Raw genomic sequence first — 16,761 nt, forward strand, 5'->3', positions numbered from 1 at the left:
CGATCCTCCGAAATGCTTGTTGTCGGCTTCGTTGCTACATGCCCATGCCGCCGTCGACCGGCAGGCCGATGCCGGTGATGAAGCGGGCATCGTTCGAGCACAGGAACACCGCGGCGTCGGCGATGTCGGTGACCTCCGCAAGCTTGCCGAGCGGCGTCTGCTCCACCACCGAGCCGACCGCGGCGTTGACGTCGGGCGCAAGGCCGATCTTCACGATGTCATTGGCGAGCTGCAGGCCCATGTCGGTCGGGATCAGGCCGGGATAGATGCAGTTGACGCGCACGCCATAGCCGAGCTTGCCGGCTTCCATCGCACCGACGCGGGTCATGCGGTCGACCGCGGATTTGGTGCCGGAGTAGACGGCGATGCTCGGGAAGGCGATCGTCGCCGCGACGGACGCGATATTGACCACCGCACCGCCCTTGCCCGCCGCGCCGCCCGGCCGCATCGCGCGGAAGGCGTGCTTCATGCCGAGCACGGTGCCGACGATGTTGACGTCGCACATCCGACGTGCGTCCTCGGCCTTGATGTCGGCGACGAGCGAGGTGATCTCGATGCCGGCATTGTTGATCAGGATGTCGAAGCCGCCGAGGGTTTCTACCGTCGCTGCGGCGGCCCGCTCCCACTGCGCGTCGTCGGTGACGTCGAGCTTGACGAAGCCGCTCTTCACCCCGGCCTTGGCGATCTCGGCGGCGCTGGTCTTGCCGGCGTCGTCGAGAATGTCGCCGATCATGACCGCGGCACCGGACCGCGCCAGCGCCTGCGCGATCGCCGCGCCAATCCCCCGGGCGCCGCCGGTGACCAGGGCTTTCCTGCCTTCAAGGCTCTTCCCACTCATGACGTAGTCCTCCCTTTGCTTTGATGATCTTGATCGGTGCCGTGGACTGGGGGCTGCGCGGGCCGGGCGTTGCGCATTTGGAGCACAGCAGTGATCGCGGCCGACGTCGGCGGGGCGCAGCATGGGCGCGCCCCGGGCGGTGCATTTCCTCCTGTTTCGTCGATTGGTCAGCCGTCTTGACGGTTGTCCAAATTATTGGGCCAACCCTCGTCCAGGAACTTGACACTTGTCAAGTCTGAATTTGACAAGTGTCAAAGAGGATGATTGTGAAGGGATGGAGCACGCCGCGATCGCCGCGGTATAGTTGCTCGAGCGAAGCAACAGAAGAAAGGCACCGGATGGCGCGGCAGGCGACAGGAGCGGCCCAGCGCGTGGCCGTGGCGAGCGAGGCGCTGCGCGACGAGAAGTTCAACGCACGGCGCGTCGAGCTTGCGGAAGCTGCGCTGGAGACGCTCGGTGAGCTCGGCTTCGCGCGTACCAGCCTGCGCGAGATCGCGCAGAACTCCGCATTCACGCACGGGGTGTTTCACTACTACTTCAGCGACAAGCTCGATCTGATCTGCTGCTGCGTCCGCCACTACAAGGCGAAATGTGTGACGCGCTATGACGAGGTGGTGACGACCGCACGCAGCCGCGACGAACTGACCGAAGGCTTCCTCGCCAAGCTCGCGGCGACGCTGCGGGACGAAGCCCGCATGCACCGGCTCTGGTACGACCTGCGCTCGCAGGCGATGTTCGAGCCCGCGTTTCGCAAGGACGTGCTCGAGATCGACAAGAGCCTGGAAGCAATGATCTGGCGCATCGCCACACGCTACGCCGAGCTCGGCAACAAGAAGCCGGCATCGTCACCGGCCGCGCTCTACGCGCTGTTCGACGGCCTGTTCCAGAGCGCACTGCTCAGGCATCTTGCTGACGACGAGAAGGCCGTTCCGGATCTGCTCGACGAAGTTCGCCGACTGCTGCCGACGATCTGCTGAGGCGTCCACAACGCATCAGCGCGCGCGAACGCGCGACCAACAACTATTCCTGAAGACAGTTGCGCGAACGAATCCGCTGACGCGGGTGATTACGCCGCGCTCGCCGGCGGCAGCGCGAGCACCGAATAGATCGCCTGTGCGTCGCGCGAGGCGCGTAGCTTCTTGGCGACGTCCTGGTCGCGCAGCAGGCGGGCGATGCGCGCCAGCGCCTTGAGGTGGTCGGCGCCGGCGCCTTCGGGCGCCAGCAGCAGGAATATCAGGTCGACCGGCTGGCCGTCCATCGCCTCGAAATCGATCGGGCGCTCGAGGCGGGCGAAGAAACCGAACAGCTTCTCCAGCTTGGGCAGCTTGCCGTGCGGGATGGCGACGCCATAGCCGACCGCCGTGGTGCCGAGCCTCTCGCGCTGCAGCAGCACTTCGAAGATCGCGCGCTCGTTCTGCCCGGTCAAAGCCGAGGCACGCGCCGCAAGTTCCTGCAGCGCCTGCTTCTTGCTGATGACCTTCAAAGCAGGGAGTATCGCCTCGGGTGCGACCAGATCGGTAATCGGCATTGGGACGTTCCGAGGTGAATGACCGTCAGGTTGCGAAATAGGCTTTACAGCGGCGGCGTCAAGAAGATGAGGTGGGATGCGGGCTTAGCCCGGGTCCATTTGGCAGGGCTTCTACTCCAACGTATCGGCGGTGCCAACACCTGCGAACCCTGTTCCGCCCCCCTTATTCCTGGAGGCGGCGGACCATAAGCAGGGCTGGCTTCGAACGTCAATGCCATCTGCCAACTATCCTCAGGGGCTCACCGCGGGCGGGTCGACCCAGCCGACATTGCCGTCCGTACGGCGGTATATGATGTTCAACCGGCCACTGCCGCCATGCTGGAACACCAGGCAGGAGGCGCCGGTCAGATCGAGCTCCATCACCGCCTCGCTGACCGAAAGCCGCTTCAGCGCGGTGGTTGCCTCGGCAATGATGACCGGGCTGTATTCGGTGACCTCGTCCTCGTTCTCGGGCGCCTCGATGACGTAGCTCGGCGCGTCGAGCCCGACGCCGTTCAATTCGGCAAGGGCGGCGGTCGCGGCGTAGGCCTTGCGGGCGGAGCGGTCCTTGAGCCGGCTCTTGTAGCGGCGCAGACGCTTCTCGATCATCAACAGCGCGGCGTCGGCGCTGGCATAGGCGTCGGCGGCGTTGGATTCGGCTTCCAGCGTGATGCCGGAATCCAGATGTATCGCGCAGTCGGTTCGGAAGCCGAAGCCATCCTTGCTCAGGGTGATGTGACCGGAATAGTTGCCATCAAAATACTTTCGCAGGACCTCGTCGGTGCGGTCGCTGACGCGCGCACGAAGCGCCTCGCCGATGCTGATGCTCTTTCCCGAGATTCGAAGGGTCATTTGATGCCTCAATTGCTGGGATGCCTCGGTCTGTCTTGCAGGAGCATGATGGTCGCTGGATTCCGGTTGCCTTCCTTTCTGACGATGCTCGGCCTGGAAAGGTCGAGACTATCGCGATTTGACGCGAACGCAACGAGCGCATGGACCTGTCCGTACTTGGACGGGGCCATCCTCAGGAAGTAACCTAAACGGGGGCTGTATCGCGCGAGCGGTCGGGCGAGGAGGCAGGAGCCGAAAGGGCATTACCGAGCATGCTCTGTTTGTCACGGCGGCGCTGCACCGAGGATGGTATCCGCATCGCCTCGCGGTACTTCGCGACGGTGCGGCGGGCGATATCAATGCCCGAGGCGCGCAAACGTTCCACGATCGTGTCGTCGGACAGGATCGCCGACGGCGCTTCGCCGTCGATCAACTGCTTGATGTGGTGACGCACCGCTTCGGCCGAATGCGCCTCGCCGCCGTCGGCGGACGCGATCGACGCGGTGAAAAAATACTTCAATTCAAAACTGCCGCGATTGGTCGCCATGTATTTGTTGGCGGTGACGCGCGACACTGTCGATTCATGCATCTGGATCGCGTCCGCGACTGCCTTCAGATTCAGCGGCCGCAGATGCGCGACGCCATAGGTGAAGAAGCCGTCCTGCTGGCGGACGATTTCGGTCGCGACCTTCAGGATGGTGCGGGCGCGCTGATCGAGCGCGCGCACCAACCAGGTCGCGTTCTGCAGGCAGTCGGTGAAGTACGACTTGTCACCGTCCTTGCGGATCGTCTTCGACAGCTCAGAGTAATAGGTCTGGTTGACCAGCACGCGCGGCAGAGTGTCGCTGTTGAGCTCGACGTGCCAGCCGCCGTCGGGACCCGGACGGACATAGACGTCGGGCACCATAGTCTGCGTCCGCGAAGTGCCGAACTTCAGTCCAGGCTTCGGATCGAGCCGCCGGATCTCGGCGATCATGTCGGTGATGTCTTCGTCGTCGACGCCGCACAGCTTGCGCAGGCCTGCGATGTCGCGCTTGGCGAGCAGATCGAGATGCTCGACCAGCGCCTGCATCGCCGGGTCGTAGCGATCGAGCTCGCGCAGCTGGATCGCAAGACACTCGCTCAGGTTTCGGGCGCAGACGCCCGGCGGATCGAATTTCTGCAACACGGCGACGACCTCGTCGACCGCCTGCTGCGACGCACCGAGCCGCTCGGCAGCCTGGCCGAGATCGGCCGGCAGGTAGCCGGCGTCGTCGACTAGGTCGATCAGATACTGCCCGATCATGCGCTGCGCCGGCGCCGAGAAGGCCACCGCGAGTTGCTCGGCGAGATGGTCGGCGAGCGTCAGCTCGGCGGCCACGAAGGCTTCGAGATTGTATTCGTCGTCGCTGGAGGCGCCGCCGCCCCATTCGGTATAGACGGAAGGCGGCGCATCCTGTGCGGCGCGCGCAGCCGCTTCCGCCGGCTCTTCGGAAAACACATTCTCAAGACCGGAATCGAGCGTCTGTTCGATCTCGGCGCGGGTGCCGAGGTCGCGGTTCAGCCACTCCTCCTGGCCGGGCTCGAAGGCGGCTTCGCCACTGGCGCCCGCAGCCATGTCGGAGCCGTCGCCATCGTCGCCGTAGCTCGAGGAACCGTCGGAATCGCCGTAGTCCTGCCGTTCCATCGCAGGCTCGCCGGCCACCGGCGGTTCCGGCCCGTCGGCTGCCCGCTCCAGCAGCGGGTTGCGCTCCAGCTCTTCCTCGACAAAGGTCGACAGATCCAGGTTCGACAGTTGCAGCAGCTTGATCGCCTGCATCAGCTGCGGCGTCATCACCAGCGACTGCGACTGGCGGAACTCTAGTCTTTGCGTCAGCGCCATGGAGGCAAGATCGACCTTAAAAGTTGGCTCGATTCTTGCTTATCTTAGTCCGTGAAGCTTGTACACGGCTTGACGGATGCAATTTTTGGGCTAGAGCCGGAATTCCTCGCCAAGGTAAAGCCGACGTACATCCGGATCATTAACGATCTCCTCCGGGCTTCCCTCAGTCAAGATCTCACCGGCATAGACGATGTAGGCACGGTCGGTCAGGCCGAGTGTCTCACGGACGTTATGGTCGGTGATGAGCACGCCGATGCCGCGGTTGGTGAGGTGGCGGACGAGGTCCTGGATGTCACCGACCGCGATCGGGTCGATGCCGGCGAACGGCTCGTCGAGCAGCATATAGTTCGGTCGCGTCGCCAGCGCGCGCGCAATCTCGACGCGGCGGCGCTCGCCGCCGGACAGCGCGATCGACGGGCTCTTGCGCAGCCGCGTGATGTTGAACTCGTCGAGCAGCGAATCCAGTTCGTGCTCGCGCTTCTTCTTCGAGGGCTCGACGACCTCGAGCACGGCGCGGATGTTCTGCTCGACCGACAGGCCGCGGAAGATCGAGGCTTCCTGCGGCAGATAGCCGATGCCGAGGCGCGCACGCTGATACATCGGCAGCTTGGTGACGTCATGGCCGTCGAGCTCGATCGCACCGCGATCGGCCTTGATCAGGCCCGTGATCATGTAGAACACGGTGGTCTTGCCGGCGCCGTTCGGCCCGAGCAGGCCGACCGCCTCGCCGCGGCGCACATAGATGCTGACGCCGCGCACGACCTGGCGGCTGCCAAAACTCTTTTCCACGCTATGCACAGCCAGATAGCCCGGCCGCTTGATGAGCTGCGGCGCCGCCGGGGCACTGTTTCTGGCCGGCCTCGCGCGCGCCGGAGCCGCCGCGGGTTGCGATCGCGGCAGCTCGACGGCGGGAACCGGAGCGGCGCGCGCCATCGGCGGCGCGTCACGCACCGGCGACGTCAGCATCTCGCCGAACTGGTCGCCGAGCGCCGTGATGTCGTCGTGCGCACGCGCAAATCCGGTGCTGCGTTTCGCAGAGCGCCGCCGGAACATGCCGAGAAAATCCACCATCCCCGCTTCGCTTCAACCTTTCACGGTGATCCCGCGACCTTGCCTGCGGACCAATCGATTCGCACGCCAACCTGCGAACATGAAAACCGGATGCCGGCCTTCCCGCGCGACAAGCGCGGACGCGTTTGCGCGGATCATGCTCGAATAATACGGCAAAGCGCGGTGACCCGCGCCTTGGATGAGTGGATGCCCCTGCCCGGCCAGCGAGATTCCCCCTCGAGGCGGATCTTCGGCCGAACCGCAGCAGTAGATACAGTCTCGCCCCTCGCGCTTCAACCTCGCGGCCGCAAAATATTATCTAACTAGTTGATTCTGCTCAACCTTACGCGAAGCTTACTTGGCGCCCTATTTCGACTTGCCGCCCGGCAGGAGCTGAAGCGGCGAGGGCGCCGGAGCGGTGCCGGGGGCGGCCGGCGTTCCGCAGCCACCCTTGCCGCTTTGTCCGCCCTGCGACTGGATGAACAGCCCCTGCACCTTGCCGCTGTCGGATTCCACCCGCGAGACGCCGGTGGTCATGTCGACCAGCAGACGGTCGCCGCGCAGCACGTTCTGGCACTGGGTCAGCACCACCTGGCCACCACCGCCGCCGAGCATGGTGATCAGATTGGTCTTGGTGTCGAAGATCGCGGTCTCCCCGGTGACGACCTGGTCCTTCTGGGTGACGACGACATTGCCCTTCGCTTCCAACCGCTTGATCGAGGACGCCCCGCCGGGGCCAGGGGTCGCCGACTGCATCGGCGCAGTACCCTTGGCGGCGGCACCCTTGGTGCCCGCAGGCGCAGGCGCCGGCGTCTGGGTCGATTTGTCCTCGTAGAACACCACCAGGATCTTCGAGGTCATGGTGGTGTCGCCCTGCACGACCTTCACATTGCCGGAGAAGGTCGCCTCCTTCTTCTTGTCGCGCATTTCGAGCGCGGCGGCCTCGATCTGGATCGGCTGGTCACGGTTCTGCGAAAAGCCCTGCATGGCGTTGGGGACGCCGCTCATCGAGCCCTGCGCGGACACAGAATTCACTGCGAACAGCGCGAGCAGGAAGGCCGCAATTGCGATGCCGTGCGGAAAGCGTCTGATCATCAAAATCATTTCGTGTTGGCGGATTTGCGCGCCTTCGGCGGCGCTGGAGGAGGAGGTGGTGGTGGCGACGCGGCCTCGGCGGGCGCGCTTGCATTGTTGTCGCCGAGCTTGTCGAGGTACATCACGACATTGCCTTCGAACCGCACGAGCTCGCCACTGTTGTAGATTCTGAGTCGGTCTGACGTCAGCGTGCCCTGCAGCAGCTTGACGTCGACATGCTCGTCCGACGACACGTTGCCCTTGTTGATGTCGACGAAGGCTTGCGTCAGCTTGGCCTCATAGCCGGTGGACGATTGCAGGAAGATATCCTGGCGCAGGTCGAGCAGCTGCTTCTTGTTGTCGAAGAAGCCGGTGCGCGCATCCATCGTCACGGTCGACTCATCCTGCTGCGCGACCTTGGCGCGGATCGTCTTCAGCTCGACATGGTCCGGATCGGTGACGTCCTGGATCGCCGCCTTGGCCCACATCTCATAGGGCCGGCCATCGGCGGAGAAGCCGGCGATGTGCGGGGATTCCATCGTGATCTTGGTGCCGGAGACCACGAGGTTGTCCATCTCGACCGGCAGCTTGGGGATCATTTCGCGGAAGGGATTGTAGACCGAGACGAAGATGATCGAAGCCATCGCCACTCCCACCACCGCGGGCACGGCGACGCGCAGGATCCGCACCATGCGGCTGTGCCGCGCGGCAGCGGCAAAGCGCGCCTCGAGGCCCGTCACATAGGCTGGATTCTGAACCGAATTCACCTGAGCTCCAGAGGCGCGAAATGCCCCTATTCTAGCCGGAGCCGCCCGAATATGCAGCCCGGACCTCGCGTCGCGCCCCCGCGAGGGACAACGCGTGAACAGTTTGGCCGAAACGGGGCGGAACAGGCCCTGCTGCGACGAATTCGGCGCCCATCATTAACGGGCGAATTCACGAATGGGCGAAGATGTCCTCGGCCTCCCAGCCGTCGAGATCGAGCCTGGCGCGGTTCGGCAGGAAGTCGAAGCAGGCCTGCGCGAGCTCGCTGCGTCCCTCGCGCGCCAGCATGACGTTCAACTTGTCGCGCAGCGCATGCAGGTGCAGCACGTCGGAGGCGGCGTAGGCGAGCTGGGCCTCGCTCAGGCTTTGCGCGCCCCAGTCGCTCGACTGCTGCTGCTTCGACAGTTCGACGTTCAGCACCTCGCGCACCAGATCCTTCAGGCCATGGCGGTCGGTATAGGTGCGCGACAGCCGCGAGGCGATCTTGGTGCAATAGACCGGCGCCGGCATCACGCCGAACGTGTTGTAGAGCACCGCGACGTCGAACCGCGCGAAATGAAAGATCTTGGTGATCTTGGGATTGGCCAGCAGCGCCTTCAGGTTCGGCGCATCGGTGTGCCCCTTCGGAATCTGGATCACGTCGGCAGTACCGTCGCCGTTCGACATCTGCACTACGCAGAGCCGGTCACGATGCGGATGCAGCCCCATGGTCTCGGTGTCGATCGCAACGGAATCGGTGTAGCGCGTGAGATCGGGCAGGTCGCCGCGATGCAGGCGGATGGTCATGCTGTCAAAAACCTCGTCGAATCGCTCTCGGGACAAGCTATCGTTCAATTCCCCGGCAGGCGAGCGGGCATCAAAAGGGGAGGGACGCCCTCCCTCATTCCGCTGGCACGGGGTGTAGCGCCATTGCGCAACGGAGACAATGGCTTGGCTGGCCGATCGCGACCAGGACCACTCTATTGCCAGCTGACGCGGAGGCCGAACCGGCCGGTGATGTCCTCACGATGCAGGCTGTCCACCGACGTCGTGTAGCCCGCGCTCGCATAGGCACTGATCGTGCGATTGAGCTGCGCGGAGACGCCGGCGCCGATCTCGACGGCGGTGCCGCGGCTTTGCACGCCGATCAAGTCGGTCGTGGCGAAGGCGATGCTGCGGTCATTCGCAGCCGTGTGCCAGAGATTGGCCTCGAGATAGGGACGCAGTTCGGTGGTGCCGACGATGACAGTAGCGGGTATGCGGACGCCGAGCCGCCCGGTCAGCGTATCGGCACTGCCGGGCGCGACGCTGGAGAAGAGGTCGTTGAAGCTGTCGAACGACTGGCGCTGCCAGATCAGTTGCGCCTGCGGCTCGATCGCGATGAATCGATTCACCGGGATCGGCACGCCGGTTTCCAGCGACGCCGCGACGCCCGTGCCCGACACCCGCGCGCCGACCTGGCGGTCCGACTGCGGACTTGCGCCGTAGAAGCTGCCCATCAGCACGGCGTCGACGTACCAGCCCGAGGGACCGATATGGGTCCAGTAGCCGCCGATGTTCTGGCTGTCGATCGAGAGCGTGCCGGTGCGGACGCCGTCGATCCCGACCGCGAAGCCGTTGATGGTGCCGCTGGCCCAGCCATAGGCGTAGAAGAAGCCGGCGCGATCGTGGTGCTCGGGCGCGGACTGGAAGCGCAGGATGTCGACGCCGACCTGCACGCCGGCCATGGTGCCGTCGAAGGATGGGCTGACCGTGCCGGCCCAGCTCTGCGAACTGTGCGAACCATACGCGCGCGCCCACGCCGCCGGCTGCTCGCCGCCGCTGGTCAGCAAGGCCTGATCGCCCTGGCGCTGGTGGAAGGTGCCGAGCGTCGCGAGCCCGAGCTTCTGCGCCACCTGCGGCAACGCCGAATAGACCGAGACTTCCTCACGGTAGAGTTCGACCGGCGCAGCGCCCGCCGGCGGCGGCGTCAGCGACGACAGATCTTCTGCGGGCAGCCCTGATGGCGACATGCCCCCGCCGGACACGACCGGAGGGGCAGGTGACGCCGTCCCCGGCAGCAGCGTCGAGCGCAGATACCAGTTGTCGGCGCTGCCGGCCGAGACACCGCCGCGGAACAGCAGATATTCGTGCGCGCCGGCAACGACCGCACTGGAGAGACCGAATGCACCCGGCGCCGTGGTGCCGCCGTTGACGGCCTGCACCACCATGATTCCATCCGCGGTGGTCTCCGCGCCCGCGCCGCCTGCATTGCTGACGGCTACCGCAGTCGAGCCCGACGCGTTGCCGCCGGAGATGACGAGTCGATCCGACGGCGAACCGTCACTACCTAGCACGCTGCGCAGAAAAAGGCTGCCGCCATTGCCGACATAGTTGCCGGCAATCGTCAGGCTGTTCGCGGCCGTTGCGCCGCCATTGGTCAGGTTGATCACGCCGGCATTGGTGACGGTGACCGGCGGCCCGCCGGCAAACGACGTGATCGACGGATTGGCGCCGTTGCCGGCCAGCAGGCTGGTGCCGGCCGCGATCGAGACATTGCCGGTCAGCGATGTCTGCAGGGTCAGCGAACCGCTGTTGATGAAGGTGTTGGCGAAGGTGCCGGTGCCGGCCCAGGTCCAGTCGCTGCCTTCCATCGTCAGCGTCTGGAAGCGCGTGAACGGATTGGTCACCGTGCCGCTGCCTTGCAGCCGCACCTGGTTGTTGCCGGCGCCGCCATCGGCAAGGCCTGATATCTGCGAGCCGGTCTGCAGGATGAAGGTCACATTGCCCGTGCCGCCGGCGAGCGCCGTGCCGCTGTTGCCGGCGATCAGGCCGGCATTGACGATGGTGGTGACGCCGTTGAGCGTGCGGATCGCGGGCCCGGCCTGGCTGATGATCTGGCCGCCGGCGAGATTCTGGATCGTTGCGGTGAAGGATGATCCCGCGGTGTTGGAGAACACGGCATCGGAACCGGCGCCGCGCGCTTCGATGATGCCGCTATTGGTCAGCACATTGGCGTTGCCCTGCATAAAGACGGTGTTGTTCGCCACCCCTCCCAGCGCGCTGCCGGTCGTCAGCAAGGTGCCGGTATTGGTGATTGAGGCGAACTGCCCGGCGGAGAAGATCGCGCGCGCCTGCGCGCCGGAGGTCGTGATCGTCCCGCTGTTCATGAACTTGTTGTTGTCGCCGGTCTGGACGTACAGGCCATAGGATTGCGGTCCCTGGGTCGTGATCGTCCCGGTATTGATGAGCGTGTTGTTGCCGTTCTGGGTCAGCCCGACGATAGCGAGGCCGCGCGAAGTGCCGTTCTGCGTCGTGATGGTGCCGTTGTTGATCAGCGTGTTGCCGCTGCTGCTGGCGGCGATCGCATTGCTGCCCGCGCCCGTGGTCGTGATCAGGCCGGACGTCCCATTGGTGAAGACGTTGCCATTGCCGCTGCCGAAGATTCCGGTGCCGCCGCCGCTGATGGTCAGCGTGCCGTTGTTGGTCGCGGTGCTGCCGGAGATGAGACCGATCGCGGTTGCGCCGGCGCCCGGCGTGATGCCCGCGCCCTGCAACACGTTCACCGTGACGTTCGAGCTGCCGGCAGCGGCCTGCACGCCTGCGAGCGAGGGATTCGGAGCCGTAGTCGAGCAGGTCACCGTCTGACCGCTCACCGGCGCGAGATTGTCGCAAGCGGCAAACGCCTGCGAGACCGACAGAAGATAGCCGCCACCCAGAGTGCACGACAGGATCGCCGCGAGCCGCGATGAAACCATGCCCATCTCCACCATCGGCGCGAAGCCGAGCCCCCGGCCTGCGCTTCCTGCTCCCCCTGCCCCGCTCTCAGCGTCGGCTGATCAGCTCCATTCAAGCTTGAGACGATTTGCAGCGATCTGTTGCGGGATCGCCACAGACGGAACCTTTAGATGCATAGATTCGATTCACATCCTTTGCGTGCATACCCTTTCAGGGTTGTGAAGTACACCACTCACCCGTTGCGGACATTGCGCGACACAACCCGAAACAATCGTCTTTGCGTGTCAGACGCGCGGTGCGCGCGACCGAACATCGCGATATGCAATTGATTTTGATGGAACTGTTGCCTTGGCGCCTCATGAAATCCCGTTGCGCCCACCCCATCTGTTGCCAGCCCGCACTTACCCTTGAAATGAGCCTCATGTCGGAACAGACCATCGCCGCGCCGATCGACGACGAGCCGCAGGAACGCGGCTTCACGCGCTATCAATCGTTCCTGATCGCGCTGCTTGCCTTCACACAATTCAATTTGATCCTCGACTTCATCATCATGTCGCCGCTCGGCGCCATCCTGATGCCCTCGCTCAACATCACGGCCGGGCAGTTCGGCGTCGCGGTGTCGGCCTATGCCTTCGCCGCCGGCATTTCCGGCATCCTCGCCGCCGGCTTTGCCGATCGCTTCGACCGCAAGAAGCTGCTGCTGTTCTTCTATGTCGGCTTCATGCTCGGCACCGTGCTGTGCGCGCTGGCGCAGAATTTCCAAGTGCTGCTGCTCGGCCGCATCGTCACCGGCCTGTTCGGCGGCGTGATCGGCTCCGTCGTGCTCGCGATCGTGACCGACCTGTTCCCGCTGCAACTGCGCGGCCGCGCGATGGGTGTGCTGCAGACCGCATTCGCCGCGAGCCAGGTGCTCGGCGTCCCGGCCGGGCTTTTCCTGGCCAATCACTGGAACTGGCACATCTGCTTCGTCGCCATCGTCGGCCTGTCGATCGTGGCGATCGCCGCCATTGCGCTGTTCATGGAGCCCGTCGACGGGCACCTCAAGCTGCAGCACGACAGCAATCCGTTCCGCCATCTGATCGCGACCGTGGGGCAGCCGCGCTACACGCTCGCCTTTTTGGTGACGACGCTGCTGGCGACCGGCGGCTTCATGCTGATGCCGTTCGGCAGCGCCTTCACCGTGCACAATCTCGGCATCGATATCGTGCACCTGCCGACGATCTACCTGGTTTCCGGCCTGTTCAGCATCATCATGGGACCACTGGTCGGCCGCGCCAGCGATGCGTTCGGCAAGTATCCGGTCTTTGCGTTCGGCTGCGTGGTCACCGTGATCATGGTGCTGACCTATACCAATCTCGGCCACGTCTCGCTGCTGACCGCAATCATCGTCAATGTGCTGATGTTCGTCGGCATCTTCTCGCGCATGATCCCGTCGCAGGCGCTGATGTCGGCGATCCCCGACGCCAGCCAGCGCGGATCGTTCAGCGCGGTCTCGGCCTCGGTGCAGCAGCTGTCGGGCGGGCTGGGCTCGGTGGTCGCAGCCGCGATCGTCGCCGAGAACCCGGACGGCTCGCTGCTGCATTTCGACCGGATCGGCTACGTCGTCGTGGCGAGCTCGATGATCTCGATGATCGCGATGTATTTCGTGCAGCGGCCGATCGCCCGCCGCACGGGGCGGCGGGTTGTGTGAGGCGCGCTCCGCGCAGGCGGATTGAAGAGCAATCCGCTGCCTCGCCCATCCTCAAAAACGAGATTTCATTATGGGCGAGGCCAAAGCAAAACTGCTATTTCGGACAGAGATTTTGAACGAGCATCGATGTTGCTGAACTTGAAGTTCGATAGCTTCACCAGATCCTGTGTGAGCTTGATGGCGGAATCCTTATAGGCGCTCTTCTTTCGTCCGAACGGGTTGTTAGATGCTCCAATATTGAGAGGCCCAGCAAAGAGTGTGAGATTTCCTATCCTGTCAACATACCGTGAATGCGCGGATTCAGAGTTAGTGCCGAGATAGGAGACCCAATCGCCGAATTCGTCTTTCGCTTTCTTCGTCTTGATTTTCTGCGGCATGATGTGTTCGACGTGAACGTCGTCAGATCCTAGCACCTGTAGTTCGTCGTGTGCTCCATGCTTCGACATTTCAATTTTCTCCAAGCAATACCGTGCCCGATCAATAAGGTTTGCCGAAAAATGAGCATCCGCAAAATCGCTACGAAATTTTTCGTCCGTTGGACAAAGTTCACGATAGGCGGCCTCGGTGGGCTTGACTGGGCTCTTTGGAGAATTGGCACAGAGCCTTGCGAAGAGCGCCTCTGTATCATTTGATCGTTCTCGACATACGTGGCGCCGGAGAACGAAGCTTTCCGTTAGCTTGAGTATCTCGCGAAAGTCCTTATCACTGCACCCATTAGACCGCAGATGCATCAGAAAGCCGTATGTCTGAACTGCCTTAATCATCTGCAGATTTCGAAGATGACGATCGATGCGCTTGTCCTTGGTTCGAGCGAAGACCAAGTCACCATAGACCTCAGCGCACAAGGTCAGACGCGAAACAAAATCGTTAAAGCCTATTTTCTGTAACGCTATGGTTGGGGTGGCATCGACTTCAGCTATTTCGGGTGTAGCGGATTCCTCGTCCTGGTCATCATCGGGATCGCTATAGTGGCCATGCTCTGGAAGCGACTCGGCTTCTTTAACCTGCGTCATGAAGAGGCCCTTGAACTCAGCGATCACTTCCGACGTCATTATTCTGCGCTGAAGGGTAGGCGAGCACGCGCCTCAGAATTTGTACGCTTCAATGTTTCTTGCAGCGTCTCGACCGCTAGAAGTTTGGCATTCGTGCCGTTAGCCATGGCAGCCCCCCAGGATCACCATTTATGGTTGTCCTAGTTGTCCAGTAAAGCCCTCGCCTGCGGTCCAAGCGCGGTTCACTGAGCGGCCCGGTAGATCACGGGTTCGACACCTCAGATTGGCCTCGTCGCCAGCGACCTGGATTCGGCCGCGGTTCGAGTTTCTGGGTGACGAAAGAATGCGGCCAGCGCTCTGCAGCCGCACGCACCTCGCGGATGCTGAGCGATTTCAATCGCTTATGAAAATGGGTGGTGCCCAGGAAAGGATTGGAGCTCCGCCCGACAAACTGTAGCGAAAACAGCGGCTTACATCCGCATCAAGTCCGACGCTTGTACCACTGGACTGTGCTCGTGTCGATCCTCGCTCTGATCGCCAAACACACGGCATTTCAGGGGCAGGGAGAGGCTTGGGATAGTCTGGCATGACGACGCTCGGCTCGCTTCGTCCGAACGGCCCTCACGCCCTGCGTTCAGGGTCTCGGCGATCCTTTGCGAATCCTGGCCATGGAAGTCGACCGACACCCTGAGCCCTCAAACTTTCTCACATTCCTCCGGCTCCGTCTCGGTCTTGGCCTCGGTGCCCGCAGGACGCGAACCTGCCGAGTTCGGGCCGCCGGCAGACTGAACGAAGACGTCACTTCGCGGCACGCAACCCTCCTCGGCGACGCATTCGCGGCCTCGATTTGCTGTGATGTATCGATGCATTTCCGTCATTGGCGATGCGATCCGTATTTGCTCCTGGCCAGCAGGAAAGGCAGGATTCCCGGGCCTGGCCAACGCGTGCCAGCAGCCTGTCGCACAACTACAATTGACTAGCGTCACATCTGTCAGATCGAAGAAGCCGCCGTCGCTGACGGCCCGGCAAGCCTGGGCCACCTGAATGGCGGCAACGACCGCCATCCACGGCACGCCGAGACTGCGGCCACCAATGCTCAACGCGCCGCTGAGATCGACGCGCAGCATCTACGCGTTCCTGAAGCGATGCGTCGAGCGACCCCCCGCGGTGTACGTCCGGTTCGGGCGAGGCCTGCTCCGGCAAGCGTGTACCGGGAAAGCCGTGGATTCGGATGTCGAAGATCTCCGGTGAGCGTGCCCGCCGAGCCCGGCATCAAGCACGAGGTCCAAGGGTCCCAGCGAGACGTCCAATGCCCGCTTGTGGCTGCCATACATTCTCTCTGCCTGCTGCGTCCGCTTAGTCCTGGGAAGATGGAATCTGTAATCCGTCACAGCGAACGCGAACAATTCGCCAACAGGCAGAAATGTGAATTAATGCCGATCCTGTCGTGACTCTTTGCACGTTGCAGTTGCACGTATGTCCTTGTATGGTTTCGATATTCGTGTTCGCGGTATTGTACTTTGAACTAACTTTCAGCAGGTGTTTCGATGACACTCGGGACGCAAAATACCTTCACCGATGCACTTGACGTCGAGACGCTATTGTCAGAATGGCGCTCTGAACAAGCCCGTAGCCGCGACCTTGCGATACCTATTCGACTAGTCGTTGAGATCGATTACCCCGCTGATGATGACGCAATTGCTCGCCGAATTATGGACGCACTCTCAATTCAGGTGGAGTTGGGGCCGCTTTTTCCGGAGAGTACCGGTCTGGTCAAATTCCGACTGTTGACTGTTCCTGGCGTCCCTAGGCCAGACCGCGCCGACCTGTTCGAAATTGCCAACGTAATTCGGAATCTTATCCAGGCTGAGACGGTGCAGCCGGATCTCGGAACATCTTACTTCGAGTGCGAGCGCTTGCCGCCGCCTGCTGGTACCCCGGAAAGTGCCGACTGGACGGTCTGGTGCTGGGCACCGGACAACGAAAAGCCTTCTAATGCGGATTGGGCACTCGCAAAATCCAACGTTCCTGCGGCTTGGGAATATGCAAGCTCATTCGGAAGGGCGAGCCAAGGTAAAGGCATCTCTATCTTCCAACCGGATACCGGGGTAGTGCCGGCACACTCCCAAATGCCGCCTGACGTCGCCAGGGATCCGCGATCTCTGAACCTAATCGAACCAGGTAGTCCTCCTATTGATCCGATGGAGAATGGATCAAATCCAGGGCACGGCACAGGGACTGGAAGTGTCGTCGCAAGTCCGAGAACAGCTAACATGACCGGCGCGGCTCCGTTGGCCACGCTCGTGCCGATACGTTGCATCGAAAGTGTTGCGGTTTTCGATCAAAGTCCGGTGGCGAGAGCAATCGCTCATGCAACAACTCAAGGAGCCCATGTTATTACTTTGAGCCTCGGCGGAGTGCTGAGCAGCGCACTCCACGCCGCAGTAAAGCACGCGG

14 protein-coding genes are annotated in these 16,761 nt (G+C 62.9%); 3 read left to right on the top strand and 11 right to left on the bottom strand.

The annotated features are described in order from the left end of the window. Positions 1 to 34: 34 nt before the first annotated feature. Complete coding sequence (locus CK489_RS08115; protein WP_050628059.1) at positions 35 to 838, bottom strand: SDR family NAD(P)-dependent oxidoreductase; 804 nt, start codon at positions 836 to 838, stop codon at positions 35 to 37. Between the two features lie 371 nt (positions 839 to 1,209). Here CK489_RS08115 and CK489_RS08120 point away from each other — a divergent pair, with 371 nt between their 5' ends. Further along, a complete protein-coding gene (locus tag CK489_RS08120; protein WP_245350279.1) occupies positions 1,210 to 1,815 on the top strand; it encodes a TetR/AcrR family transcriptional regulator in 606 nt (201 codons plus the stop codon). A gap of 89 nt (positions 1,816 to 1,904) precedes the next feature. Here CK489_RS08120 and ptsN read toward each other — a convergent pair whose 3' ends face one another. From ptsN to CK489_RS08160, 8 genes are all read right to left on the bottom strand, one after another. Further along, complete coding sequence (gene ptsN, locus CK489_RS08125) at positions 1,905 to 2,366, bottom strand: PTS IIA-like nitrogen regulatory protein PtsN (RefSeq protein ID WP_095731866.1); 462 nt, start codon at positions 2,364 to 2,366, stop codon at positions 1,905 to 1,907. Positions 2,367 to 2,597: 231 nt separating this feature from the next. Further along, complete coding sequence (gene hpf / locus CK489_RS08130) at positions 2,598 to 3,197, bottom strand: ribosome hibernation-promoting factor, HPF/YfiA family (RefSeq protein WP_050628058.1); 600 nt, start codon at positions 3,195 to 3,197, stop codon at positions 2,598 to 2,600. A 184-nt stretch (positions 3,198 to 3,381) separates the two neighbouring features. After that, positions 3,382 to 5,037 carry an RNA polymerase factor sigma-54 gene (rpoN, locus tag CK489_RS08135; protein WP_050628057.1) on the bottom strand — a complete coding sequence of 552 codons (1,656 nt, stop codon included), beginning with the start codon at positions 5,035 to 5,037 and terminating at the stop codon, positions 3,382 to 3,384. Between the two features lie 90 nt (positions 5,038 to 5,127). Next, positions 5,128 to 6,108 carry an LPS export ABC transporter ATP-binding protein gene (gene lptB, locus CK489_RS08140; protein WP_095731867.1) on the bottom strand — a complete coding sequence of 327 codons (981 nt, stop codon included), beginning with the start codon at positions 6,106 to 6,108 and terminating at the stop codon, positions 5,128 to 5,130. Positions 6,109 to 6,453: 345 nt separating this feature from the next. After that, entirely contained in the window at positions 6,454 to 7,191 is a 738-nt protein-coding gene (locus CK489_RS08145; protein WP_502694105.1) for an LptA/OstA family protein, read from the bottom strand. After that, positions 7,188 to 7,928 carry an LPS export ABC transporter periplasmic protein LptC gene (gene lptC / locus CK489_RS08150; RefSeq protein WP_095731868.1) on the bottom strand — a complete coding sequence of 247 codons (741 nt, stop codon included), beginning with the start codon at positions 7,926 to 7,928 and terminating at the stop codon, positions 7,188 to 7,190. Before lptC ends, CK489_RS08145 begins: the two co-directional genes overlap by 4 nt. Before the next feature lie 169 nt (positions 7,929 to 8,097). Next, positions 8,098 to 8,712, bottom strand: coding sequence for a ribonuclease H-like domain-containing protein (locus CK489_RS08155; protein ID WP_095731869.1), 615 nt, complete (start codon positions 8,710 to 8,712; stop codon positions 8,098 to 8,100). 173 nt (positions 8,713 to 8,885) lie between these two features. Further along, on the bottom strand, positions 8,886 to 11,642 hold the full coding sequence (locus CK489_RS08160) for an autotransporter family protein (RefSeq protein WP_158226419.1): 2,757 nt from the start codon (positions 11,640 to 11,642) through the stop codon (positions 8,886 to 8,888). A 401-nt stretch (positions 11,643 to 12,043) separates the two neighbouring features. On the opposite strand from CK489_RS08160, the gene CK489_RS08165 reads away from it, so the two are divergent. Then, positions 12,044 to 13,312 (top strand): MFS transporter, encoded by a 1,269-nt coding sequence (locus CK489_RS08165; RefSeq protein ID WP_095731953.1) that lies wholly within the window; start codon positions 12,044 to 12,046, stop codon positions 13,310 to 13,312. Positions 13,313 to 13,380: 68 nt separating this feature from the next. On the opposite strand, the gene CK489_RS08170 is transcribed toward CK489_RS08165, so the two are convergent. Then, on the bottom strand, positions 13,381 to 14,352 hold the full coding sequence (locus CK489_RS08170) for an HNH endonuclease family protein (protein ID WP_158226420.1): 972 nt from the start codon (positions 14,350 to 14,352) through the stop codon (positions 13,381 to 13,383). 647 nt (positions 14,353 to 14,999) lie between these two features. Beyond that, positions 15,000 to 15,431 carry a hypothetical protein gene (locus tag CK489_RS08175; RefSeq protein WP_095731872.1) on the bottom strand — a complete coding sequence of 144 codons (432 nt, stop codon included), beginning with the start codon at positions 15,429 to 15,431 and terminating at the stop codon, positions 15,000 to 15,002. A gap of 420 nt (positions 15,432 to 15,851) precedes the next feature. Between CK489_RS08175 and CK489_RS40650 the strand changes: the two genes are divergently transcribed. Beyond that, the coding region (locus CK489_RS40650; RefSeq protein WP_245350280.1) for a S8 family serine peptidase at positions 15,852 to 16,761 on the top strand (910 nt) is incomplete at its 3' end.

Source organism: Bradyrhizobium sp. UFLA03-84, assembly GCF_002289535.1.
In the GTDB taxonomy this organism is placed as follows: Bacteria; Pseudomonadota; Alphaproteobacteria; order Rhizobiales; family Xanthobacteraceae; genus Bradyrhizobium; species Bradyrhizobium viridifuturi.